This is a genomic window from Pseudomonas sp. 1 R 17, from assembly GCF_900067035.1.
Classification (GTDB): Bacteria; Pseudomonadota; Gammaproteobacteria; order Pseudomonadales; family Pseudomonadaceae; genus Aquipseudomonas; species Aquipseudomonas marginalis.
This window is the reverse complement of record NZ_FKLB01000058.1, coordinates 481,156-502,731: the sequence shown is the minus strand read 5'-3', so window position 1 is coordinate 502,731 and position 21,576 is coordinate 481,156. Positions and strand designations below refer to the sequence as shown.

Annotated in this window: 18 protein-coding genes; 13 read left to right on the top strand and 5 right to left on the bottom strand. The window is 61.5% G+C overall.

Translation table 11 applies throughout. The features are described from left to right. Positions 1 to 8: 8 nt before the first annotated feature. The 8 genes from BFP99_RS23130 (at position 9) to BFP99_RS23095 (ending at position 9,307) form a co-directional block, all read left to right on the top strand. Positions 9 to 278 carry a DUF2934 domain-containing protein gene (locus BFP99_RS23130; RefSeq protein ID WP_065941695.1) on the top strand — a complete coding sequence of 90 codons (270 nt, stop codon included), beginning with the start codon at positions 9 to 11 and terminating at the stop codon, positions 276 to 278. Positions 279 to 408: 130 nt separating this feature from the next. Continuing rightward, on the top strand, positions 409 to 2,568 hold the full coding sequence (gene glgX, locus BFP99_RS23125) for a glycogen debranching protein GlgX (RefSeq protein WP_065948303.1): 2,160 nt from the start codon (positions 409 to 411) through the stop codon (positions 2,566 to 2,568). Between the two features lies 1 nt (position 2,569). Then, positions 2,570 to 3,568, top strand: coding sequence for an acyl-CoA dehydrogenase family protein (locus BFP99_RS23120; RefSeq protein WP_065948302.1), 999 nt, complete (start codon positions 2,570 to 2,572; stop codon positions 3,566 to 3,568). Then, positions 3,565 to 4,323, top strand: a complete 759-nt coding sequence (locus BFP99_RS23115) for a PIG-L deacetylase family protein (protein WP_065925219.1) — start codon at positions 3,565 to 3,567, stop codon at positions 4,321 to 4,323. The genes BFP99_RS23120 and BFP99_RS23115 overlap by 4 nt, the downstream gene beginning before the upstream one ends. Further along, positions 4,320 to 4,919 carry an SAM-dependent methyltransferase gene (locus tag BFP99_RS23110; protein WP_065925218.1) on the top strand — a complete coding sequence of 200 codons (600 nt, stop codon included), beginning with the start codon at positions 4,320 to 4,322 and terminating at the stop codon, positions 4,917 to 4,919. Before BFP99_RS23115 ends, BFP99_RS23110 begins: the two co-directional genes overlap by 4 nt. Next, entirely contained in the window at positions 4,916 to 5,575 is a 660-nt protein-coding gene (locus BFP99_RS23105) for a glycosyltransferase (protein WP_065925217.1), read from the top strand. The genes BFP99_RS23110 and BFP99_RS23105 overlap by 4 nt, the downstream gene beginning before the upstream one ends. Positions 5,576 to 5,752: 177 nt before the next feature. Further along, on the top strand, positions 5,753 to 6,514 hold the full coding sequence (locus BFP99_RS23100; RefSeq protein ID WP_027606749.1) for a PIG-L deacetylase family protein: 762 nt from the start codon (positions 5,753 to 5,755) through the stop codon (positions 6,512 to 6,514). A 249-nt stretch (positions 6,515 to 6,763) separates the two neighbouring features. After that, on the top strand, positions 6,764 to 9,307 hold the full coding sequence (locus tag BFP99_RS23095) for an autotransporter family protein (protein WP_065948301.1): 2,544 nt from the start codon (positions 6,764 to 6,766) through the stop codon (positions 9,305 to 9,307). A 12-nt stretch (positions 9,308 to 9,319) separates the two neighbouring features. Here the strand turns inward: BFP99_RS23095 and BFP99_RS23090 are convergent, their stop codons facing one another. Together BFP99_RS23090 and BFP99_RS23085 are read right to left on the bottom strand one after the other, a co-directional pair. Further along, positions 9,320 to 10,726: an amino acid permease gene (locus BFP99_RS23090; RefSeq protein ID WP_027606751.1), complete on the bottom strand. Its 1,407-nt coding sequence runs from the start codon at positions 10,724 to 10,726 to the stop codon at positions 9,320 to 9,322. Positions 10,727 to 10,793: 67 nt separating this feature from the next. After that, entirely contained in the window at positions 10,794 to 11,828 is a 1,035-nt protein-coding gene (locus BFP99_RS23085; protein ID WP_065948300.1) for a histone deacetylase family protein, read from the bottom strand. A gap of 121 nt (positions 11,829 to 11,949) precedes the next feature. Here BFP99_RS23085 and BFP99_RS23080 point away from each other — a divergent pair, with 121 nt between their 5' ends. The 3 genes from BFP99_RS23080 to BFP99_RS33900 all read left to right on the top strand — a co-directional run bounded on the left by BFP99_RS23080 (position 11,950) and on the right by BFP99_RS33900 (position 16,515). Next, positions 11,950 to 12,441, top strand: a complete 492-nt coding sequence (locus tag BFP99_RS23080; RefSeq protein WP_027606753.1) for an Lrp/AsnC family transcriptional regulator — start codon at positions 11,950 to 11,952, stop codon at positions 12,439 to 12,441. A 186-nt stretch (positions 12,442 to 12,627) separates the two neighbouring features. Beyond that, a complete protein-coding gene (locus BFP99_RS23075) occupies positions 12,628 to 14,790 on the top strand; it encodes a TonB-dependent siderophore receptor (RefSeq protein ID WP_065948299.1) in 2,163 nt (720 codons plus the stop codon). 231 nt (positions 14,791 to 15,021) lie between these two features. Continuing rightward, the gene (locus tag BFP99_RS33900) at positions 15,022 to 16,515 is read left to right on the top strand and encodes a methyl-accepting chemotaxis protein (RefSeq protein ID WP_065948298.1); all 1,494 of its coding nucleotides are present in this window, start codon (positions 15,022 to 15,024) and stop codon (positions 16,513 to 16,515) included. An 82-nt stretch (positions 16,516 to 16,597) separates the two neighbouring features. Here the strand turns inward: BFP99_RS33900 and BFP99_RS23065 are convergent, their stop codons facing one another. Then, entirely contained in the window at positions 16,598 to 17,566 is a 969-nt protein-coding gene (locus BFP99_RS23065) for an OmpA family protein (RefSeq protein WP_065948297.1), read from the bottom strand. A gap of 266 nt (positions 17,567 to 17,832) precedes the next feature. On the opposite strand from BFP99_RS23065, the gene BFP99_RS23060 reads away from it, so the two are divergent. Both BFP99_RS23060 and BFP99_RS23055 read left to right on the top strand, forming a co-directional pair. Continuing rightward, positions 17,833 to 18,546, top strand: coding sequence for a hypothetical protein (locus BFP99_RS23060; protein ID WP_065925239.1), 714 nt, complete (start codon positions 17,833 to 17,835; stop codon positions 18,544 to 18,546). Positions 18,547 to 18,776: 230 nt separating this feature from the next. Continuing rightward, positions 18,777 to 19,397 (top strand): LuxR C-terminal-related transcriptional regulator, encoded by a 621-nt coding sequence (locus BFP99_RS23055; RefSeq protein ID WP_065948296.1) that lies wholly within the window; start codon positions 18,777 to 18,779, stop codon positions 19,395 to 19,397. Positions 19,398 to 19,410: 13 nt separating this feature from the next. Here the strand turns inward: BFP99_RS23055 and BFP99_RS23050 are convergent, their stop codons facing one another. Together BFP99_RS23050 and BFP99_RS23045 are read right to left on the bottom strand one after the other, a co-directional pair. Continuing rightward, positions 19,411 to 21,045, bottom strand: coding sequence for an ATP-binding response regulator (locus tag BFP99_RS23050; RefSeq protein ID WP_083221240.1), 1,635 nt, complete (start codon positions 21,043 to 21,045; stop codon positions 19,411 to 19,413). Positions 21,046 to 21,148: 103 nt separating this feature from the next. Continuing rightward, on the bottom strand, positions 21,149 to 21,544 hold the full coding sequence (locus tag BFP99_RS23045) for a hypothetical protein (protein WP_065925237.1): 396 nt from the start codon (positions 21,542 to 21,544) through the stop codon (positions 21,149 to 21,151). Between the last annotated feature and the right edge of the window lie 32 nt (positions 21,545 to 21,576).

Below are 21,576 nucleotides of genomic sequence, written 5' to 3'. Positions count from 1 at the left end.
GCATTGTGATGAGTACTGAAGACAAACGCATACGCGAACTGGCGCATCAGATCTGGGAGTCTGAAGGCAAACCCCACGGGGAAGACGCGCGCCACTGGGAGATGGCGCGCAAGCTGGCCGAAGCCGAAGCGCTGACGCCGAGCAAACCCAAACCCGCCGCGAAGCCCAAGACCGCACCCAAGCCGGCGGCGAAGGCCAAGCCAGCGGCGCCAGCCGCAAGCAAGCCGGCGCCGCCGGCGGCCAAGAAGCCACCCGCGCCGAAAAAGCCCAAGGCTTAACGCGCACGGCGCCATCAACCTTTTGCCGGCGCGGTCGGCAAAAGGTGACTTCACTCTTCTTATCATCAGCTGAAAACTCGTCAGCACGGCCGCGTTCGGCCCGAAAAAATAGCCTTGCAGGAGCAACTCAATGAGCAAACCCCATAAGACCCCTTCGACGCCGGGCAGCGAGCCGTCGCGGATTCGTGAAGGTTTGCCCTTCCCCCTCGGCGCTACCTGGGATGGCCTGGGTGTCAACTTTGCGCTGTTCTCGGCCAACGCCGAGAAAGTCGAACTGTGCCTGTTCGACGACACCGGCGAAGTGGAACTCGAGCGCATCGAACTGCCCGAATACACCGACGAAATTTTCCACGGTTACTTGCCCGACGCCCACCCTGGGCTGATCTACGGCTACCGTGTGTACGGGCCTTATGACCCGGCCAATGGTCATCGCTTCAACCACCACAAATTGCTGATCGACCCCTACGCCAAGCAACTGGTGGGCGAACTCAAATGGTCCGAAGCGCTGTTCGGCTACACCATCGGCCACCCGGACGACGACCTCAGTTTCGACGAGCGTGACAGTGCGCCCTTCGTGCCCAAGTGCAAGGTCATCGACCCGGCGCACACCTGGGGCAACGACCAGCCGGTGCGGGTGCCGTGGGACCGTACGATCATCTACGAAACCCACCTGCGCGGCATCAGCATGCGCCACCCTTCGGTGGGCGAAGACGTGCGCGGCACCTGTGCCGGGTTGATGGAAGATGATGTGCTCAAGCACATCCGCCAGTTGGGCATCTCGTCGGTGGAGTTGCTGCCGGTGCACGCCTTCGTCAACGACCAGCACCTGCTGGAAAAAGGCATGACCAACTACTGGGGCTACAACAGCATTGCGTTCTTCGCCCCCGACCCGCGCTACCTGGCCAGCGGCAAGATCGCCGAGTTCAAGGAGATGGTCGCGCACCTGCACGAGCAGAAGCTGGAAGTGATCCTCGACGTGGTCTACAACCACACCGCCGAAGGCAACGAGCGCGGCCCGACCCTGTCCATGCGCGGCATCGACAACGCTTCGTACTACCGGCTGATGCCCGATGACAAGCGCTTCTACATCAACGACTCCGGCACCGGCAACACCCTGGACCTGAGCCACCCGTGCGTACTGCAGATGGTCACCGACTCCCTGCGTTACTGGGCCAACGAGATGCACGTCGACGGCTTCCGCTTCGACCTGGCGACCATCCTGGGCCGCTACCGCGATGGCTTCGATGAACGCCACAGCTTCCTCGTGGCCTGCCGCCAGGACCCGGTGCTGCGCCAGCTGAAACTGATTGCCGAGCCCTGGGACTGCGGCCCCGGTGGCTACCAGGTGGGCAACTTCCCGCCAGGCTGGGTTGAATGGAACGACCGCTTCCGTGACACCGTAAGGGCTTTCTGGAAAGGCGATGACGGCCAACTGGCGGACTTCGCCGGGCGCATGACCGCCTCGGGCGAGATGTTCAACCACCGTGGCCGCCGCCCGTACAGTTCGGTGAACTTCATCACCGCCCATGACGGTTTCACCCTGCATGACCTGGTGTCGTACAACGACAAGCACAACGAAGCCAACGACGAAAACAACCAGGACGGCAGCAATAACAACCTGTCCTGGAACCACGGCGTCGAGGGCCCCACCGACGACCCGGAAATCAACGCACTGCGCCTGCGCCAGATGCGCAACTTCTTCGCCACGCTGCTGCTGGCCCAGGGCACGCCGATGCTGGTCGCCGGTGACGAGTTCGCGCGGACCCAGCACGGCAACAACAATGCCTACTGCCAGGACAGCGAGATCGGCTGGGTCAACTGGGACCTGGACGAGGATGGCAAGGCGTTGCTCAAGTTCGTCAAGCGCCTGATCAAGCTGCGCCTGGCCTACCCGATCCTGCGTCGTGGGCGCTTCCTGGTAGGCGACTACAACGAAGACATCGGCGTCAAGGACGTCACCTGGTTGTCGCCGGATGGCACCGAGATGACCACCGAACAGTGGGAAGACAGCCACGGCCGTTGCCTGGGCATGCTGATGGATGGCCGCGCCCAGGAAACCGGGATTCGCCGCGCCGGTGCCGACGCCACCCTGTTGCTGGTGGTGAACGCCCACCACGACGTGGTCAATTTCCGCCTGCCGCCGGTGCCGGAGGGTGAGTTCTGGACCTGCATGCTCGACACCAACGAGCCGGCGGTACGTGGCCAGGAACGCTTCGAGTTCGACCACGAGTACGGTGTGACCGGCCGCTCGCTGCTGCTGTTCGAACTGCAGCGTGACGACGAGGTGTGACATGGCACTGCATGGATTCCTTCAAGGCTTCCAGGGCTATGCGGACACGCAGGACCTGGCCAAGGCCCTGAGGGCATTTCAGGAGGAAGGCCTCGATCAGTTGCCGCTGCCTGGCAGCGGCGACACCCTGGGGCGGTTCAGCCGCCTGGCGCAGGTGGCGGGTCATGACCTGCGCTTGTGCAAGCTGTTCGAAGGCCACACCGATGCGTTGGCCATCATTGCCGAGCTGCGTAGCCCGGCGCCGCCTTTGGGCAGTCTGTGGGGCATGTGGGCCGCAGAACCGCCGAATGCCAAGGTGCAGGTGCGCTGCGAGGGCCATCGCCTGCGTCTGGACGGGCGTAAAGCCTGGTGTTCCGGGGCGGCGGTGCTCAGCCATGGTTTGCTGACGGCGTGGGATGAACAAGGCGGCCAGCAATTGGTGGCGGTGCAGATGGACCAACCGGGCATCACGGTCACCCACGACGGTTGGAATGCCGTGGGCATGGCCGCCACCGGCAGCGTCGAGGTCGTCTTTGACGGCGCCCATGGCCTTGCCGTGGGCGGCCCCGGCGACTACCTCGGGCGTCCCGGATTCTGGCAAGGCGGCATCGGTATCGCCGCCTGCTGGTACGGTGCGGCACAACGCCTGGCCGAGGTGTTGCGCGATCACTGCAGCAAGCGCTCGGAGCCTCACGCCCTCGCCCATCTGGGGGCGGTCGACAGCGCCTTGAACAGCGCTGCCTGCGTGCTGCGGGCCAGTGCGGAGCAGATCGACCGCTACCCCAGGGCCGATGCCCGGCACCTGGCCCAGCAGGTGCGCGCGAGCATCGAGGACACCGTCGAGCAGGTCATGCGGCACGTGGGCAGAGCCGTGGGCGCGGGTCCGTACTGCAAGGATCCGCACTTCGCCCAGTTGATGGCGGACCTGCCGGTGTATGTCCGCCAGAGCCATGCCGAACGCGACCTGGCCGGCCTCGGCGAACTGGTCGCAGGGGAACCCACAGGGAGGTGGCAGTTATGAAACCCAACCCGATCGTCGGCCAGGGCACGCCCCTGCAGCGCTGGCAGGACTCGCCGCTGATGGCCGAACTGCCGCAGATCAGCGTCGAACAATTGGTACCCGAGGGCCACCGCGCGGTGATCATCGCCCCACACCCGGATGACGAAGTGCTGGGCTGTGGCGGCCTGTTGCAAGGCTTGGCCGAACTGGGCCGGCCCATTCAATTGATTTCGGTAACCGATGGCAGCGCCAGTCATCCCGGCTCCACCCACTGGTCGGTGGAGCGCTTGAGCGTGGTGCGCCCCCAGGAGTCGGCCCAGGCCCTGCACCGCCTCGGTGTGCCGTTGCACAGCCTGAAATGGTTGCGGGCCGGCTTCAGCGACAGCCAGGTGGCAGCGCGGGAAGACCAGCTCAGCGCCTTTATCCAGCGCCACCTCAAACCCACGGATGTGGTGTTTACCACCTGGCGCGAAGACGGCCATTGCGACCACGAGGCCGTTGGCCGCGCGAGCGCCAAGGCAGCGCACGCGGTGGGTGCGGCCCTCTATGAGCTGCCGGTGTGGACCTGGCACTGGGCGTCTCCCGAGAACAGCCTGGTGCCCTGGCACCGTGCCCGCAAAATCCCCCTGAGCTGTGAAGCCGTCGCGCGCAAGCGCCATGCCATTCATGCGTTCGCCAGCCAGCTGGAGGGTGACCCGCAGATCGGCCTGCCGCCGGTGCTGGCGCCCTATGTGGTGGAGCGTCTGCTACAACCTTTTGAAGTGGTATTCGTATGAGTGTGGCGACACCGTATTTCGATCAACTGTTTGCCGGTAACGACGACCCCTGGGCCTTTCGCCAACGCTGGTACGAGCGTCGCAAACGGGCGCTGACCCTGGCACTGTTGACCCGGCCGCGCTATGCCTCGGTGTTCGAACCCGGTTGCGCCAATGGCGAATTGAGCTTCGAGCTGGCCCCACGCTGTGATCACCTGCTGTGTTGCGACACCGCCTCGGCCGCCGTCGCCCTGGCACGCAGCCGCCTGCTGGGCTTTGCCCATGCCCGTGTGGAGCAGAGCCGCCTGCCCGAGCAATGGCCGATAGGCGAGTTCGACCTGATTGTCTTGAGCGAGTTGTGCTACTACCTCGATCGCGATGACCTGTGCCGCTTGATCGATCGCGCCCTCAGCAGCCTCACCGCCAACGGCCAGGTGTTGGCCTGCCACTGGCGCCCGACGATCGACGGGTGCCCGCAGACCGCCGAACAGGTGCATGCCCTGCTCCATGAGCGGCTGGGGATGCCCCTGGTCGCCACCCACCACGAACCCGACTTTCTACTCGACCTGTGGAGCCGCGACGGCACTTCGGTTGCCACCCTTGAGGGCCTGCGATGATCGGCATTCTGATCCCGGTACATAACGAAGAGGCGCTGCTCGGCGAGTGTCTGGAGGCAGCATTGGTGGCCGCCAGTCACCCAGGCCTGCTGGGTGAAACGGTGCAGATCCTGGTGCTGCTCGACAGTTGCAGCGATGCCAGTGCGGAGATTGCCGAGGGGTTCCCGGTGCAGCGCCTGGAGGTACAGGCGCGCAATGTGGGCCATGTGCGCGGGGTGGGCGCGCGACACCTGCTCAACCAGGGTGCACGCTGGATTTCGTGCACCGACGCCGACAGCCGCGTGGCCCCCGATTGGCTGGTGGCCCAGTTGGCACTGGGCGCCGACGCGGTGTGCGGCACCGTGACCGTCGACACCTGGAGCGAAGAGTTCGACCCGGCGGCGCAGATCCGTTACCAGGCGGCGTACCACGCCCGTGACGGTCACCGGCATATCCACGGCGCCAACCTGGGCATCAGTGCCGGGGCCTATGTGCGCGCCGGAGGGTTCGAACCGCTGGCCTGTCACGAAGATGTGCAATTGGTGCGTGACCTCGAGCGCTGCGGGGCCTCCATCGCCTGGAGCCACGCCCCGCAAGTCATCACCAGCGCGCGCCTGGAGGCCCGTGCCCAGGGCGGGTTCGGCGATTATTTGAAGAGCCTGATGTGCGCGTCTTGAAAAAAACGACATTGCAAAATGTAAAAGCGACCAATCCTTGTCTATGCTGATGACGCCTTGCTGGTAATTCAGGGTTGGATTACCACGCGTGCACCACGGCGGAGTCTGTGGTGAATAAATAGAGTCGTCCCGTCAACGGGGCACGACCCAGCATCAATCGACAAGGACGTAACGCCCATGAAGCCTGCCTCCCTCAGTGAAGGCCGTCGCGGCCCCGCGCAAATCTGGAACAGCGCACCGCAGCTGGCGCAAATCCCGCCTATCTCTACCACCTCCCTGGTGCCCGCTGGCGCGCGTGTGGTGATCATCGCGCCCCATCCCGGCGACGAGGTGGTGGCCTGCGGCGGTCTACTGCAATTGCTCAGCACCCTGGAACACCCCCTGCAAATGATCTCCATCACGGACGGCAGTGCCAGCCACCCGGGTTCCCACGTATGGCCGGCCAGCCGCCTGAGTGTGGTGCGGCCCCAGGAAAGCGCCGAGGCGCTGCGCCGCCTGGGCATGCCCTTGCACAGCCTGAAGTGGATTCGCGGCGGTTTCTGCGACAACGCCCTCGCCGCTCGCGAGCCGCAACTGAGCCAATTTATCGCGCGCTACCTGCAACCGGGCGACGTGGTGTTTTCCACCTGGCGCAACGACGGCAATGACGACCATGAGGCCGTCGGCCGTGCCAGCGCCAACGCCTGCAGGCTGGTGGGCGCGCAACTCTATGAACTGCCGATCTGGGCCTGGCACTGCCCCGCCCGCGAGGGTGCGACGATCCCCTGGCAACGGGCGCGCAAGGTACGCCTGGACACCTGGACCGTGGCGCGCAAACTCCACGCCGTCCATGCGTATGCCAGCCAGTTGGCGGGCGACCCGCAGATCGGCCTGGCGCCGATATTGGCCCAGGTGCTGCTGGAGCGTATGCGCGAGCCTTACGAGATTGTGTTTTCGTAAGACCGGCAGCTCGTCTATACCTGTCAACTCTGACAGTAGCGCCCTGCACGATGTATGGCTAGGGTGCAAACAGCGCTGCACCCGTTGAGGTGCAGTCGAGAAAGCCATGCCAACTCCTTGCATTGGCCGGTGTTTTCGAACAGGTAACCCGCACTCCCTGCTCCGTATCGCGTGTCACGTTGTCATGGTCTGGCCTGCACCGGCCTTTGCCGGTGCCGGGGCAACTTTCCCCTCGCACGAGGATGGATCATGCGCTTACGGACTCTGACCCTGCTGTACCTGATTGCCCTGGCGGCACTGCCGAGCGCCTCTTACGGGGCGTGCACCATCAGCAACACCGCCGGGGACGACCTCTCTTCCTGCGACAGCGGCACGGCACCGGGCTTTACCGACAGTGCCGGCAACAACACCCTGAACCTCAGCGCCACGGGGCGGATTACCGGGAATGTCACCTACGGCGCCGGCAACGATCTGGTGGATGTGAACGGGCCCAGTGCCGGGATTGATGGCAACCTCAACCAGGGCGATGGCAGTAATATTTTCCGGCTCAACCTGGGCAGCATCACCGGCAGCGTCAGCCAGGGCTCGGGCGCGGATGTGGCGCAGATCACCGGCGGACAGGCCGGCGCCGTCAGCCAGGGCGCAGGCGTCGACAGCTACGCCCAGAGCGGCGGCACCATTGCCTCACTGGCTCAGGGCGATGGCCTGGACACCTTCAACATGAGTGGCGGCACCATCACCGGAGCCTTCGAGGATGGCGACCAGGCCAGGATGAGCGGCGGCACCATCGGCCGGGTCGACATGAAGCTCGACAACAACCTGTTCGACATGTCGGGTGGCAGGATCATCGGCAACCTGGTGACCGGCTTCGGCAACGACACCATCCTGATCTCGGGCACGGCCTTTGTCGGCGGCAACATCAGTGTCAGCGGGGGAAACGATCACGTAGCGGTGTCCGGTGGCGACGTCAACGGCCAGATACTCCTCAGCTTTGGCAACGATGACTTCGAATGGACCGGTGGCAACCTGCATTCGTTCGTACTGCTGGGCGCCGGTGACGACACGGCGGTGCTGCAGAACCTGGTCAACACCCAACTGGCCGCGGCGCAGTTGATCGACGCTGGCCTGGGTGTCGACACGCTCACACTGGACAATACCAAGGCAGGCGATCCGGGCCTGTTTCCCAATTGGGAAAGCATTCGGCTGGACAACCAGTCGCAGTTGATCCTGGGCGGAACGCTGAAACTGGGTGACAGCGACACCGGCACGGGCAGCCTGAGCATCGACGGGACCAGTGAACTGTTGATCGGCACGGGGGTGATCGACCCTTTTACGGCCGGCCAACGGGTGAACGTCACCAACAGCGGCACCCTCAACATGACCACCGGCAACACCCGCACCAGCGACACCTTGACCATTAATGGCAATTACACCGGCGACAATGGACGGCTTTTACTGCAAAGCGCCCTGGGCGCGGATGATTCCCCCAGCGACAAACTGATCATCAACCAGGGCACCCTCGCCGGTACCACCGCCATCAGCGTCACCAACCTCGGCGGCGCGGGTGCGGCCACCCTGCAGGACGGCATCCAGGTGGTGCAAGCCCTCAACGGCGCGTCTGGCAGTGGCAGCGCGTTTACACTGGCGGGCCCGGTGTCTGCCGGCGCGTTCGACTACTACCTGTTCAAAGGCGGTGTCACGGCCGGTACGGCGGAGAACTACTACCTGCGCTCGACGATCCCCGTGGTGCCGCCTGGCCCGGTGATTATCGTGCCGTTACCCACCCCCGTTCCCGGTGAACCACCGCTGCCGCCCAATCCCGGGACCGAACCGATCCCTATTTATCGCCCGGAAGTGCCGATCTACGCTGCGTTGTTTCCCGCCGCACAACAACTCGTGCAGGGCATGCTCGGCACCTTCCACCAGCGTATGGGTGACCAAAGCCAGCAGTTGCATACCGGCCCATTCACGTCGGGCTGGGGACGGACCTACGGCAACAGCACGCGCCAGAGCTTCACCGGAACGGTCAGCCCGTCGCTCGACAGTTCGGTGACCGGCTTCCAAGTGGGTACCGACCTGTACGCCAGCACCTACGACAATGGCCTGACCCAACGGAGCGGGTTCTTTGTCGGCCACAGCACCCTCAAAGGCAACATCAAGGGCTTCAACGGCGGCTGGCAGGACAAGGACGCCGGCAAGACCACCTTGCGCGGGGACAGCCTGGGGGTCTACTGGACGCTGATCGGCGCCAACCAGGCCTACCTCGACCTGGTACTGATGGGCACCCGCTTCGACGGCAATAACGAGTCGGATCGTGGCGTGAAGATGGACACCCGGGGGCACAATGTCACGGCGTCCGCCGAAGTCGGCTGGCCGTTTGCGTGGGTGGGTAACTGGGTGGTTGAACCCCAGGCGCAACTGATCGTCGGCAAGACCAGACTGGATAAGCAAAACGACGGGATCTCCGACGTCGCCTATGACGCCGACACTAACGTCACCAGCCGCCTCGGGGTGCGCCTGCGCGGTGACTATCTGGTCCGCAGCATGCCGCTTCAACCCTACGTACGGGCGAATGTCTGGCACACCAGCGCCGGGCAGAACACCGTCACCTTCAACGGTGTGACGGCCATCGACACCGAGCAGAAGTCCACCACCCTGGACCTGACCGCCGGCGCCACGCTGAAGGTGACCACGGGCATCAGCCTGTACGGCGAGCTGGGCTACAACCGCAACCTGGACAGCAACACCTTCAACGGCCGCCAGGGCACGGTGGGCTTGAGAATGGAGTTCTAGGGAACCCGTGAATCACCTATGACCGGGATTGACCACCCCGGCAGCCTTGAAGCGTGAAAACTGAAAGGCAATGCCCAGCCAGATAAACCAGGCCGGCATCACGTACAGCGCCAGGCGTGTATCCGGCCGCAACGCCAGCAGGCCGAGGACGAAGGCCATGAAGGCCAGGGAAAACCAGGCCATCGGCACACCGCCAGGCATCTTGTAGAGAGATCTGGCGTGCAGGTCCGGGCGCTTTTTGCGGTAGGCAATGTAGGACGCGAGGATGGTCGACCAGGTGAAAATCACCAGGATCGCCGACACCGTCGACACAATCGTGAAGGCGGTCATCACCTCCGGCACCACAAACAGCAACACCAGGCCCAGCAGCATCAGCAAGGTGGTGAAGGCCAGGCTGATAAACGGCACGCTGCTTTTCGACAAGCGTCCAAAGATACCCGGGGCGTCCCCCAGGTCAGCCAGGCCGAACAACATGCGGCTGGCGGAGAACACCCCACTGTTGGCCGACGAGGCCGCCGAGGTCAGCACCACGAAATTGACGATCCCCGCCGCAGCTGGAAAGCCCGCCACCAGGAACAGTTCCACGAACGGGCTCTTGCTCGGCGACACCTGTTGCCACGAGGTGACCGCGATGATGCACGCCAGGGCCAGCACGTAGAACAGGATGATCCGCAGCGGAATCGAGTTGATCGCCTTGGGCAAGGTCCTTTCCGGTGCTCGGGTTTCGGCGGCTGCGGTGCCGATCAGTTCGGTGCCGGCAAAGGAAAAGATCGCCATCTGGAAGCCGGCGAAAAAACCGAACAGGCCATTGGGAAACGCCGCCTGTTTGTCCAGCAAGTGGCTCACGGAGGCCGTGACCCCGGTGGGCGAGACAAACGAGCTGGCAATCAGCACCACGCTGACACCGATCAGGGTCAGCACCGCGATGATCTTGATGATCGCGAACCAGAATTCCACTTCGCCGAACAGCCTGACCGTCAGCACGTTCAACGCGAACAGCGTCAACAGCATGCCCACCGCCGGCATCCACGCTGGCACATGCGGGAACCAGTACTGGAAAAACCCGCCGACCACCACCGCGTCCCCCACCACCGCCACGCTCCAGCTCAGCCAGTACGACCAGCCGAGAAAGAACGCCGCACGCGGGCCCAGGTAGGCGCCGGCAAAGTCGGCGAAGCTCTTGAAGTTGAGGTTGGACAGCAGCAGCTCACCCATGGCGCGCATCACGAAGTACACGAACAGCCCGATGATCATGTAGATCAGGATGATCGAGGTGCCGGACAACGCGATGATCTTGCCGGAGCCCATGAACAGGCCGGTGCCGATCGCACCGCCCATGGCCATCAGCTGGATGTGGCGGTTGCTCAGGGTGCGTTGCAACGCAGGCTTTTCACACAGCCCGGACGTGGTTGTTTTCATCACAAAACCTCTTGTTATGTTTTTGAGTTTTGGCAGAAAAAAGAATCGAGCGAGTGTTGTTATTAGGTCAGGCAGTCTTGCTTTCGAAGCCGTGCAGGACGTTGACGGCGTTGATGCCGATCTCGTCGACCATGTAGCCGCCTTCCATCACGAACAGCGTCGGCACGCCCACCCCGGCGATGATCTCGCCCATGCTGAGGAAGTCCTGGCTGTCGAGGAGGAAGTGGCTGATGGGGTCGTCCTTGAAGGTGTCGACGCCGAGGGAGATCACCAGCACCTCGGGGGCGAAGTGTTTGAGTTGCTGGCAGGCGTGGATCAGCGCGGTTTTGTACTGGGCCCACGTGGTGTTTTTCGGCAAGGGGTAGTTCAGGTTGAAGCCCTCCCCGGCACCTGCACCGCGTTCGCTGTCGGCGCCGGAAAAATACGGATAGGACACCGACGGGTCGCCGTGCAGGGAGATGAACAGCACCTCCGCGCGGTCATAGAAAATATTCTGCGTGCCGTTACCGTGGTGGAAATCCACATCCAGCACCGCTACGCGCTTGGCACCTTGGGTGATGGCCTGTTGGGCGGCAATCGCGGCATTGTTGAGGTAGCAATAACCGCCCATGTATTCGCGGGCCGCGTGGTGCCCCGGTGGGCGGCACAGGGCGAAGGCACTGTGATGGCCTTCGTCGATCAGCGCCAGGCCGGTGAGCGCGATGTCCGCGCTGGTCTTGACCGCCTGCCAGGTGGTGGCGGTGATCGGCGAGCCGGCGTCCATGGCGAAGAAGCCCAGCTTGCCGTCGATGAAGTCCGGCACCTGCTCATTGGCCAGGTCCCGTACCGGCCACACCAGCGGCAGCGCGTCATGGCTGCGGCCGATGGCGGTCCATTCGGCCCAGGCGGTTTCGAGGAAGCTGACGTAGCGCTCGCTGTGGGCGTTGACGTAGCAGGCGCGCTCGAAGCGGCGCGGCACGATGATATCGCCCAGCCCGACGTGCCGGACGCGGTCACGCACGGTGTCGGCGCGGCTGGGTTGTTCGAATGAGGGCTTGAGCACGCCGTCCTTGAGTTCGGTGCCGTGGTGCAAACGGTGGTCATCACTAAAAACAGTCAGCATTTGGATACATCCGCCAGAAAAAGACAGGGTCTATTTTGTTCTGGCTGCGCAGGGCTTTCTTTGCTTTTACTTCTGACACTGATAGCTTTATCGGGTGTTTTTACCCTGGTTACAGCCAAATATGAAAAATAAAACCAAGCAGGTCGTTCTTGACGACACCGATCTCGCCATCCTCGCCCTGCTGCAGGAAGACGCGAGTATTTCCAACGCCCAACTGAGCGAGCGCCTGGCCCTGAGCCTCACCCCCTGCTGGCGGCGGCGCAAACGCCTGGAGGAAGAAGGCGTGATCAAGGACTACCAGGCCAACCTCGATCGCAAGTTGCTCGGCCTGGACATCATGGCGTTTGTGCATGTGCGTTTTGCGATCCACACCGACCATGCTCCGGATGCGTTCGAAGCGGTGGTGAAGGAGCTTCCTCAGGTGCTGGCGTGCCACAAGATCACCGGCGACGCGGATTACTTGTTGCAGGTGCTGGCGGAGGATCTGGACAGCTACAGCGAATTTGTCGAAAGCGTGCTGCGGCGGCAGTTGGGGATTGCGTCGATCCAGTCGAGCCTGGCGCTGCGGGAGGTGAAAGCGACGAGTCGGATGGCGATTCCGAAACGCGATTGAACACGCAAAAAAACAACTCGCCGACGGCAGGTAATGGCAAAAAGCCTGCCCTGCAGATGTGAAAAATTCGTTAACCAATTCTCCCCAAAGGCTTTTTCCGACAGATTTAATCTGCCAAACTAATGCGAATAATTATCAACAGATTTATTATTCGCCACGGACGGCACTTAGGGGAGAGTCCGTTCCATGTCTGTGCAACAACACGGCGGTAAAGGTTTTACACCCAGTCTGATCGCTTTGGCGGTGTGTCTCGCCACCTCGCACGCGGCCTTCGCCGCCGACGCTGAAACGCCGGCAACCACCTTGGAACTGGGTGCGACCCAGATCTCCGGCGAGCAGCAACTGGGCGAAACCACCGAGGGTACGCAGTCCTACACCACCGGCGCGATGAAAACCGCGACCAAACTGCCCCTCACCCTGCGTGAAACCCCGCAGGCCGTCACCGTCATCACACGCCAGCGCATGGATGACCAGGGGATGACCAGCATCAACGACGTGGTCAATGCCACGCCTGGGCTATTCCTCAACTATTCCAGCGGCCCGGGCCGGCAGTCCTACACCTCACGCGGTTTCGACATCGACAACCTGATGTACGACGGCATCCCCAGCGGCTACAACGGCGTTTCCGTAGGCGCCCAGCCGAACCTGGCGATGTTCGACCGTGTCGAGGTCGTGCGTGGCGCCACCGGCCTGGTGACCGGTGCGGGCAACCCGTCGGCGGCCATCAACCTGGTCCGCAAGCGGCCGCTGGACGAACAGAAAGTCACCCTCACCGGTGCCGCCGGCAGCTGGGACGACTACCGTGGCGAGCTCGACGCCTCCAGCCCGCTCAATGACAGCGGCACCTGGCGCGGCCGGGTGGTCACTTCCTACCGAGACGCCAACAGCTTCATCGACAACGCCGAGTCCTATCACGGCCTGTTCTATGCCGTCACCGAGGCCGACCTGAGCGAAGACACCACCCTCACCCTCGGTTTCTCGAACCAGAAGGACAAGACCAACTACTTCTGGGGCTCGTCGATGATCGGCCAGGACGGCCATCACCTGAACCTGCCGCGCTCCTACAATCCCGGTACCGACTGGGAGAACAAGGACCAGGAAATCAACACGGTCTTCGCCGAACTGCGCCAGCGCCTGGCCAATGACTGGAAGCTTCAGGTCAACGCCAACTACGCCGAACAGAACGCGTTGTTTTCCGGTTCCTACCAGTCGCGCTGGGTCAACAACACCCTGGCGCGCACGGTCTACCAGGCCGCCTACGATGAAAACCAGGCCGGTGTCGACGCCTTTGCCAGCGGCCCGTTCCAGGCATTCGGACGCACCCATGAACTGGTGGTGGGTGCCAGCCGACGCATCTACGACATGACCACCCACAACTACAGCCCCTACGACACCAACTGGCCCCTCACCGCGGGCAAACCGGACTTCGTCCACACCACGGACGATCGCGAGGTCACCACCCAGGACGGTGTCTACGTGACCACGCGCCTGAGCCTGGCGGACCCGTTGAAGCTGATCCTCGGCGGGCGCCTGGACTGGTATGACTACGATGCCCACGGCAGCAACGACGGCGACTATCACGTCACCCGCAACCTTACCCGCTACGCGGGGCTGATCTACGAGCTGGACGATCACCACTCCGTGTACGTCAGCTACAGCGACATCTTCACGCCGCAGAGCGCCAAGGACACCTCCGGTACCCCGGTCAAGCCGATTGTCGGCAAAAACTACGAGGTCGGCATCAAGGGCGAATACCTGGGTGGCGCGCTGAATGCGAGCGTGGCGCTGTTCCGTGTCGACCAGGAAAACCGCGCCACCCAGGTGACCGTGCAAAACTGCCCACAGACGGAGTGCTATGAGGCCTCCGGAGAGATTCGCAGCCAGGGGATCGACTTCGAACTGCAAGGCGCGCTGACCGAGAACTGGCAGGTCGGCGGTGGCTACACCTACGCGCGTACCCACACCATCAAGGATGAAGCCAACCCGCAGAAGGTCAACAAGCAGTACGACACGGACGTTCCGGAGCACCTGTTCAAGCTGACCACCCGCTACAACTTCCAGGGCCCGCTGGAGAAACTGCGCGTGGGCGGCAACATCTCCTGGCAAAGCCGCCTGTACAACGACGTCAAGCTGGCTGACGGCAGCACCTACCGCCTCCAACAGGGCGCCTACGCCGTCACCGACCTGATGGCCGGCTACAAGGTCAACGACCACCTCGACCTGCAGCTCAACGCCAACAACATCTTCGACCGCCGCTATTACTCCACCATCGCCAACTCCGTGAGCTATGGCGGCGACGCCTACGGCACCCCACGCAACATGATGCTGACGGCCAAATACAGCTTCTGATCCACCTGGCGAACGGGGGTCCTGATGTGGGGGCTTGCTCCCTCCCACATTGCCCCCCGGCTTGTCACCACGAATGTGTTCTGCCCCCTCCGAACGCATTCGCGCTTAAAGTCCCCTCCCGCAAAGCCGATAAACTTTTTGGTTTCCCAGCACCCGCAAAGTGCCTGAACGCGGGCCGTAGTGGCACGCCGCATGCTTTGATCCTTGCCAGACCACATGGAGTAAGAGTGAATGCCCGCACGCGCACGTTTCCTGGAGCACTACCGCAAGGCCGACCGCATCATGCTGGCATTGATCTGGCTGATGACGCTGTTCTCCGTCGGGCTTGCGTTCTGGCACGACACCCTGACCCAGGCGATTGTCGTGGGAGGAGGCACCAGCACGGTGCTCACCGCGCTCTACCGCGCCATCGGCGGCACGCGGGTGATGCGTTGCGCACTGGGCGCGGGCTTGATGGTCATGGCGGCGCTGCACATCAACCAGGCCCAGGGTGTGATCGAAGCGCACTTCGGGATTTTCGCGCTGCTGGCGGTGCTGACGTTCTATCGAGACTGGCTGCCGATCCTGGTGGCCGCCCTGACGATTGCCGTGCACCACGTGGTGTTCCATGCGTTGCAGCATCAAGGCTTCCCGGTGTTCGTGATGGCGCATCACGGCGGTTGGACCATGGTGTTTGTCCACGCCTTCTACGTAGTGATGGAAACCATCGCCCTGCTCTACCTCGCGGTAAACAGCCAGGCCGAGGCGGTGGAAAGCGAGGAGATGCTGGAAAAAATGCTCGCCGTCACCACCCAGTTCACCGTGGAAAGCGCCAAAGGTGAAGGCAAGGTGCACGTCTCCCTTGCCAAGCGCTTTGACCATTTCCTGCAACAAATCACCCACCTCATCGACGGCGTCGCCCGCGACTCCCACGGTCTCGGCCAACTCGGCCAGGAACTGGCCCACGCCAGCGGCACCCTGGAAAAAGGTGCTCGCCACCAACTGGCCGAAATCGCGCAAATGACCGACTCCATGCAGCGCATGGAAGACGCCATGGGCCACATTACGGTGCACGTCGAAGAAGCGGTTGAGCACGCGGGCGTCGCCAGCCAACAAATCCTGCGTGGCCAGGAAAGCGTCGGCCGCGCCCAACACGAAATCACCCAACTGGCCACACGCCTGGAAGGCACCAACCACACCGTCCAAGGCCTGGCGGTCCAGGCCGAACAAATCGGCTCGGTACTGGAAGTCATCAGCAGCATCGCCAACCAGACCAACCTCCTTGCCCTCAACGCCGCCATCGAAGCCGCCCGCGCCGGCGAACAAGGCCGCGGCTTCGCCGTCGTCGCCGACGAAGTGCGCAGCCTGGCGCAACGCACCGCCGTTTCCACCCAGGAAATCAAAACCATCATCGAGGGCCTGCAGCAAGGCAGCCGCCAGGCCGTGGAAGCCATGCACGACAGCCGCCAGGGCGTGGAACGGTGTGTGGAGGACAGTCAGCTGGCAGTGGAAATGCTGCGAGCGGTGGGCAATGACATTACCCAGATCGATGCGCTGAATGGGCGGATTGTCTCCACCACACGCGAACAGACCTCGGCGAATCAGGAGATTGTCGGGCGCTTGCAATCGGTGCAGAGCATTGCTCAAAACACCGCTGACGACGTGGAGATGTTGGCCAGGAGCAGCGAGCAGTTGCCGCCGATTGCGGTGCGGTTGGATGCGTTGGGGCGGCGGTTTCACCCGTGATAGTTTGGGGCTCGCCATCGGCCGGAAGCCATCACGGGTCTCGTCTTGACGGCCCGGGCCGCCCCTGATCCTGAGCGTTCGCTTAGTCTTGCTTGACCAGCTCGACCCTGCGGTTTTCAGCTTTGCCTGCCTCGGTGGCGTTGTCGGCCACCGGGTCAGCCTCGCCAAACCCGGCCGCAGATAACCTCGCCGCGTCGATGCCCTTGGCGGTGATGGCGGCCTCGACGGCCTTGGCGCGGCCGTATGACAGTGTCTTGTTGTGCGCGGGGTCACCGGTGTGATCGGTGTAGCCGTTAATGGCCAGTTTCAACGATGTATTTTGCTTGAGTAACAACAACACTTGCTCGATCTGTGGCTGTGAACCCGGAAGGATGCGGGTCTGGTCAGTCGCAAAGTTGATGTGCAATGCCACCTTGCCGGTTTTATCTATCTGCGCTTTCAGTGCACTGGCCGGCAACAGGCTGGCCGTTATTTGCAGCGGTTTGGTTTCGGCAATCAGCAGGCCGCCGCCGAACGCGTAGCTGCACAAATGAATCCAGATATCGCGGTCGGCGCGATGGATAACAAACACATGCGCGGCGTTATTCCAAATGTCCCCCAGGCCACTGTTGTATTTGAGCGCGAAGTCCCGCGGCCATTCTTTGATCTTCTGGCCAGGGTCTTCCGGAATCCTGCCATCGAAGATCTTGCTGCCGCCCAACGAGGACACTACGGACTCGAGGTTGCGCTGCAATTCCAGGTCGGAGAACGCCTTGCCCTGCGCGGCGTCGATATGGGCTGACCAGACCTTGCCTTCTACTACTGCCAGGCGATCACCGGTCCAGAAGGGTACCTGATCGAAGTCGGAGACATCGGGCGCGGTGGCGATGACATATCCGTCGGGAAGGGCGATGTAGGGAAAGGCGCCCAACGGCACGTTCGACACCTCAAGACTCTCGGCATCGAATACCTTGTTGTCTGCTCCGCTCTCGAATGACGAGGCTTGAATGCTCAGCCCCAGGGTGACGATTAAAACCAGGGTAGTCGCTGCTGTTTTTTTCACTAACGTCATGTTATTCCCGCAAATCCTTAGCACCCAGGGTGATGGTCGAGCGGATAAAGGGTGCTGCTGTCGTTGGCTGCTTATAAAACCGGGGCTATCGAGATAACTCAATAGCACAGCTGCCCTATTGCATCGCGCTTTGGCGCTGGATCACAGTTGTTCGCGCTCTAATAGGTCTTTTCTACGCTATTCGACGCTGCCGATCGTATTGAACAGGGATGCTTTTTTTGAAACCTATAACCACCAGAAAAATTGAAATGAACGCTGCGCTGGCGATGGCCTTGATCTCGCTGTTAACCACCAGCGCTACCTGGACCGAGGCAGCCGTTGGTGCAACGGCCTCCTCGGCACCGTGTACCAATGAAGCGGATTTCCAGGCCGGCACCGTTGTGGAGTCTGAAAGTCGCGACAACACCTCTGCAGTAACCAATCGAAGTAAAACCGAAACGCTGGGCCCTGAAGACTTCGCCGGGGCCAACCCGGTGGCGTCGTTACACACCACGTTCATAAGCAATTCGCCGGTGTATTTAACGACCACCTTTGCGCAAATCAAGGACGGCCAGTTGATTCGCTATGGTGATCGACACGGTGCCGGGCCTTCGTTGACCACGACCCTTTACACCCCTCCTCCCACCACGCCGCTGGATTTACAACCCGGGCAGACAGTCGCCGTCAGTTACAAGAACCAGGTCGCCAGCGGCGGCACCACGCTTGAGTTTGAGGTATCAGAAAAGCTGACCTACCACGGCCGCGAGACGATCAAGACAGCACTCGGGACGTTCGAGACCTGTCGCTTCACCAATGAAATTTCCACTGGATCAACGTCCGGTCAGCAACCGACCCAGAAGGTCGTGGTGCAGAATTGGTTTGCTGCCGAAGGGCCCTACCGTGGACAATCAATCAGGTCGGCCAGCCTCTCCGGAACCAATGGAGGACAGGAGCGGCTCGTTGAAGTGGTCAAGATGCGATATGAGACGCGAGCCAACTAGGTAGCTTTATGCCCAGGCGATGAGAAGGAGGATAGCACTGCCCTTCCTGGCAACGGGTTCAAGCCCGCTGTTTGTGCCGCAGTTGCATCGACCAAAATGTACTTAATTGCTTAATGGCCTTTAGTAACTAGCACAGGTGTACTAGTTCAGCTGTTCTATATCATAAGTTGTATGAGTCGGACATGATCAAAGCGTGTTTTCATTGATCTGGACGGGTTGTGCTTGCTGATATGAGTTGCCGAATTGTGGTGGCGGACGAACACCCACTTTATCGAGAGGGCATGACAGGGCTACTGGAGTGCTTAATACCTGAAGCAACGATAAAACAGGCAGGAAACCTGGAGGAAGTCTGGGTTCTCCTGGAACGCTGGCAACCTGTCGCCATGCTGTTTATCGAAGTATATTTGCCAGGGCTTTGCTCCTTGAAAGAGCTTGCGAAACTGTGCGGGGAAAGAGGCACTACTGCAGTCGTTGTTGTTTCGACAGTCGATGACAGCGTGGTCATTACGCGAGTGATGGAGGCCGGCGCCAATGGTTTTATTGGCAAGAACATTTCAGCCGAAGAGGTACGTAACGCCATCAACGATATTCGGAATGGCCAAGTAGTGGTCAAATACGAACCGGCCGGATCACCATCATTTGAAAGTGATCATGCGATGGGCAAACTGACGTCGCGGCAGCGGGAAGTCTGGCATTTGATCGCACAAGGTAAAACCAACAAGGAAATTGCCGCTGAACTGGAAATCTCTCCCTATACCGTGCGTATTCACGTGTCTTCGCTGATACGTGCCTTGAACGTACCCAATAGAGCAGTAGCCGCCGCGCGTTTCGCGGGGCGCTACACCTGCTAGTCCCTTGATGGATCTACGGGTAACTCGCACCGCACTTCATTGACTTGACCTGCTCAAGCAACACGTTACGCAGTTCCGGCGGTCGCACCGGTTTGGCCAGTACCGAGATATTGAATGCGTGCAGTGATTGACGGATGCGCTCGATTTCGTGCCCGGTGATGACCAATGCCGGTATCTCTTGACCCCGGAACTCGCGTATTGCCGCGATACATTCGGACCCCGAGACCTTTGTGCCCAGGTCGAAGTCGGCAATGATGATGTCGCAATCGCTGGCCAGGGTATCCGCATCACTGTGGGTCTCGACGACGCAGCCCCATTTCTCCAGCAGGGCCTTGGTGGCCAGCAACACATTGGCGTCGTCTTCAATCAGGCATATCCGTAGTCCGTTCAGGCGCTCATGGGTGCTTTTCATCCGAGGCGCGATGACCTTTGGGGCGGCGTGTTTCAACCCGCTGATTGCCACCTGGGTGCCGCGCCCGGGCGTGGAGCGAATATGTACATCGACATTGAGCAATTGGCTGATGCGCTTGACGATGGACAAGCCCAACCCCAGGCCCTCGACATCCTTGTCGCGTGCGTGGCGCACCCGGTAAAACTCTTTGAACACGTCCGGTAAATGTTCGGCGGCGATACCGCAGCCCTTATCGTAAACCACCACGGCCAAGCCCTTTGCCTGGCGTCTGACACCGATCAGCACGGGCTCTCCCGATGCGTACTTGATCGCATTGGACACCAGGTTCTGCACCATGGTGGTCAACAGCCCCCCATTGACGTTCACCCAATGCGGGCAAGGGTGCAGGCGCAGTTGAACCCCGGCCCAACGCGCGGCCTCGGTGTTCTGTTTGACGACCTCCTGCAACAGCGCGCCCAGGTTCACCGGTTCCGCTCGCGGCTCCAGCTTCCCGTTGTCGAGGGTGTAGATATCCAGGATCGAACGGAACAGCTGAGAGACGGTGTGCAGCGAGCGGTCGATGTTGTCCACCAGGCGCAGTTCTTCGCCGCCCAGATTCGCGTCCCGCAGGCACGCGGTGAACAGGCCGATGGAGTGGATGGGCTGGCGCAGGTCGTGGCTGGCCTGGGCGAGAAAGCGTGATTTCTCCTGATTGGCGGCGATTGCCTCTTCCGATGCGATACGCGTGCGTTTGAGCAGAATGTGTGCATAGGTCGGCACGACGATGGTGGTCACGATCAGCATCAGGAACATGTAGGGCTGCGCGCGCCAGAAGGGGTTGAACAAGAAAATAACGATAAGGGTAGACAACGCGATCACGGTTGCCAGGGCCAGATAGTGTGAGCCGAAACGCATGCCATTACCCAGGGTCACCCAGAGCAGCGCGGCATAAATAGGCAATGCACCTTCGCCTCCCAGCACCATGGCGAAAGCGATACCGGTGTAGTCATGGAGCATTGAGAGCAAGCGCCGCCAAAAAAAGTGTCCTGGCCAGCGCTTGATCGCCATGCGCAGGAATATCGACACCACGATGAAGGTCGAGATATACACGATGATGGGCGTGTAGGCTGCGGTATCGCTGGGGCGCAGCCCGCTCAGTACGATGATGTACAGCAGCGCACAGGCGCTGACGGTCAGGCGCAACGTGGCCTGATTGAGTTCGCTGTTCTTTTCCACGCGTTCAACCTCATGGACCATGGGGGATGCATCGCTGGATGCCGCCCCCTTGAGAACAATAAGGCGTAGGTTGGCGTGTTAAGGCATCAAACGACACGGCGTGTCGTATCAGAAGCGGAACGTGTCAGTAAAGCCTGTAGTAATCCACCACGTCATCCACGAAGTAAATTATCAACTTCGTTCCCTGGGTCTGGCTTTGAGCTTTTTTCGTGCCCGTCACACTGCCGACATCATTGGCGACACCCTGTGCCTTGGACACTTGCGACGAGGCGTCGTACATCTTCAGGCTTGTCTCGGTCGAGACATATTTGTGGGCCAGGGTCATGTACTTTTCCAGACCCTCCTGGTTTTTATCATAGGTCCAGTTGGACCCGTTGCTTCTGCTCGTTGAATCAAGTTGCTCTTCGGCTGGAGCGCCGAACAATTGCGTCACCTGAGTCTTGGTAGTTTTCCCCGGGATGATGGTTTTCTTCAGGTAAGCAACATCGTACTTTTGTGCTCCAGGATTTAAGGAACTCATCAAATCCCCAGTGTTAGCACAGCCTCCCAGGC

Excerpts from the sequence above, each read along its gene's own strand:
- BFP99_RS23130 (WP_065941695.1), top strand. The coding sequence starts at position 9 with ATGAGTACTGAAGACAAACGCATACGCGAACTGGCGCATCAGATCTGG.
- glgX (WP_065948303.1), top strand. The coding sequence starts at position 409 with ATGAGCAAACCCCATAAGACCCCTTCGACGCCGGGCAGCGAGCCGTCG.
- BFP99_RS23120 (WP_065948302.1), top strand. The coding sequence starts at position 2,570 with ATGGCACTGCATGGATTCCTTCAAGGCTTCCAGGGCTATGCGGACACG.
- BFP99_RS23115 (WP_065925219.1), top strand. The coding sequence starts at position 3,565 with ATGAAACCCAACCCGATCGTCGGCCAGGGCACGCCCCTGCAGCGCTGG.
- BFP99_RS23110 (WP_065925218.1), top strand. The coding sequence starts at position 4,320 with ATGAGTGTGGCGACACCGTATTTCGATCAACTGTTTGCCGGTAACGAC.
- BFP99_RS23105 (WP_065925217.1), top strand. The coding sequence starts at position 4,916 with ATGATCGGCATTCTGATCCCGGTACATAACGAAGAGGCGCTGCTCGGC.
- BFP99_RS23100 (WP_027606749.1), top strand. The coding sequence starts at position 5,753 with ATGAAGCCTGCCTCCCTCAGTGAAGGCCGTCGCGGCCCCGCGCAAATC.
- BFP99_RS23095 (WP_065948301.1), top strand. The coding sequence starts at position 6,764 with ATGCGCTTACGGACTCTGACCCTGCTGTACCTGATTGCCCTGGCGGCA.
- BFP99_RS23090 (WP_027606751.1), bottom strand. The coding sequence starts at position 10,726 with ATGAAAACAACCACGTCCGGGCTGTGTGAAAAGCCTGCGTTGCAACGC.
- BFP99_RS23085 (WP_065948300.1), bottom strand. The coding sequence starts at position 11,828 with ATGCTGACTGTTTTTAGTGATGACCACCGTTTGCACCACGGCACCGAA.
- BFP99_RS23080 (WP_027606753.1), top strand. The coding sequence starts at position 11,950 with ATGAAAAATAAAACCAAGCAGGTCGTTCTTGACGACACCGATCTCGCC.
- BFP99_RS23075 (WP_065948299.1), top strand. The coding sequence starts at position 12,628 with ATGTCTGTGCAACAACACGGCGGTAAAGGTTTTACACCCAGTCTGATC.
- BFP99_RS33900 (WP_065948298.1), top strand. The coding sequence starts at position 15,022 with ATGCCCGCACGCGCACGTTTCCTGGAGCACTACCGCAAGGCCGACCGC.
- BFP99_RS23065 (WP_065948297.1), bottom strand. The coding sequence starts at position 17,566 with ATGACGTTAGTGAAAAAAACAGCAGCGACTACCCTGGTTTTAATCGTC.
- BFP99_RS23060 (WP_065925239.1), top strand. The coding sequence starts at position 17,833 with ATGGCCTTGATCTCGCTGTTAACCACCAGCGCTACCTGGACCGAGGCA.
- BFP99_RS23055 (WP_065948296.1), top strand. The coding sequence starts at position 18,777 with ATGAGTTGCCGAATTGTGGTGGCGGACGAACACCCACTTTATCGAGAG.
- BFP99_RS23050 (WP_083221240.1), bottom strand. The coding sequence starts at position 21,045 with ATGGTCCATGAGGTTGAACGCGTGGAAAAGAACAGCGAACTCAATCAG.
- BFP99_RS23045 (WP_065925237.1), bottom strand. The coding sequence starts at position 21,544 with ATGAGTTCCTTAAATCCTGGAGCACAAAAGTACGATGTTGCTTACCTG.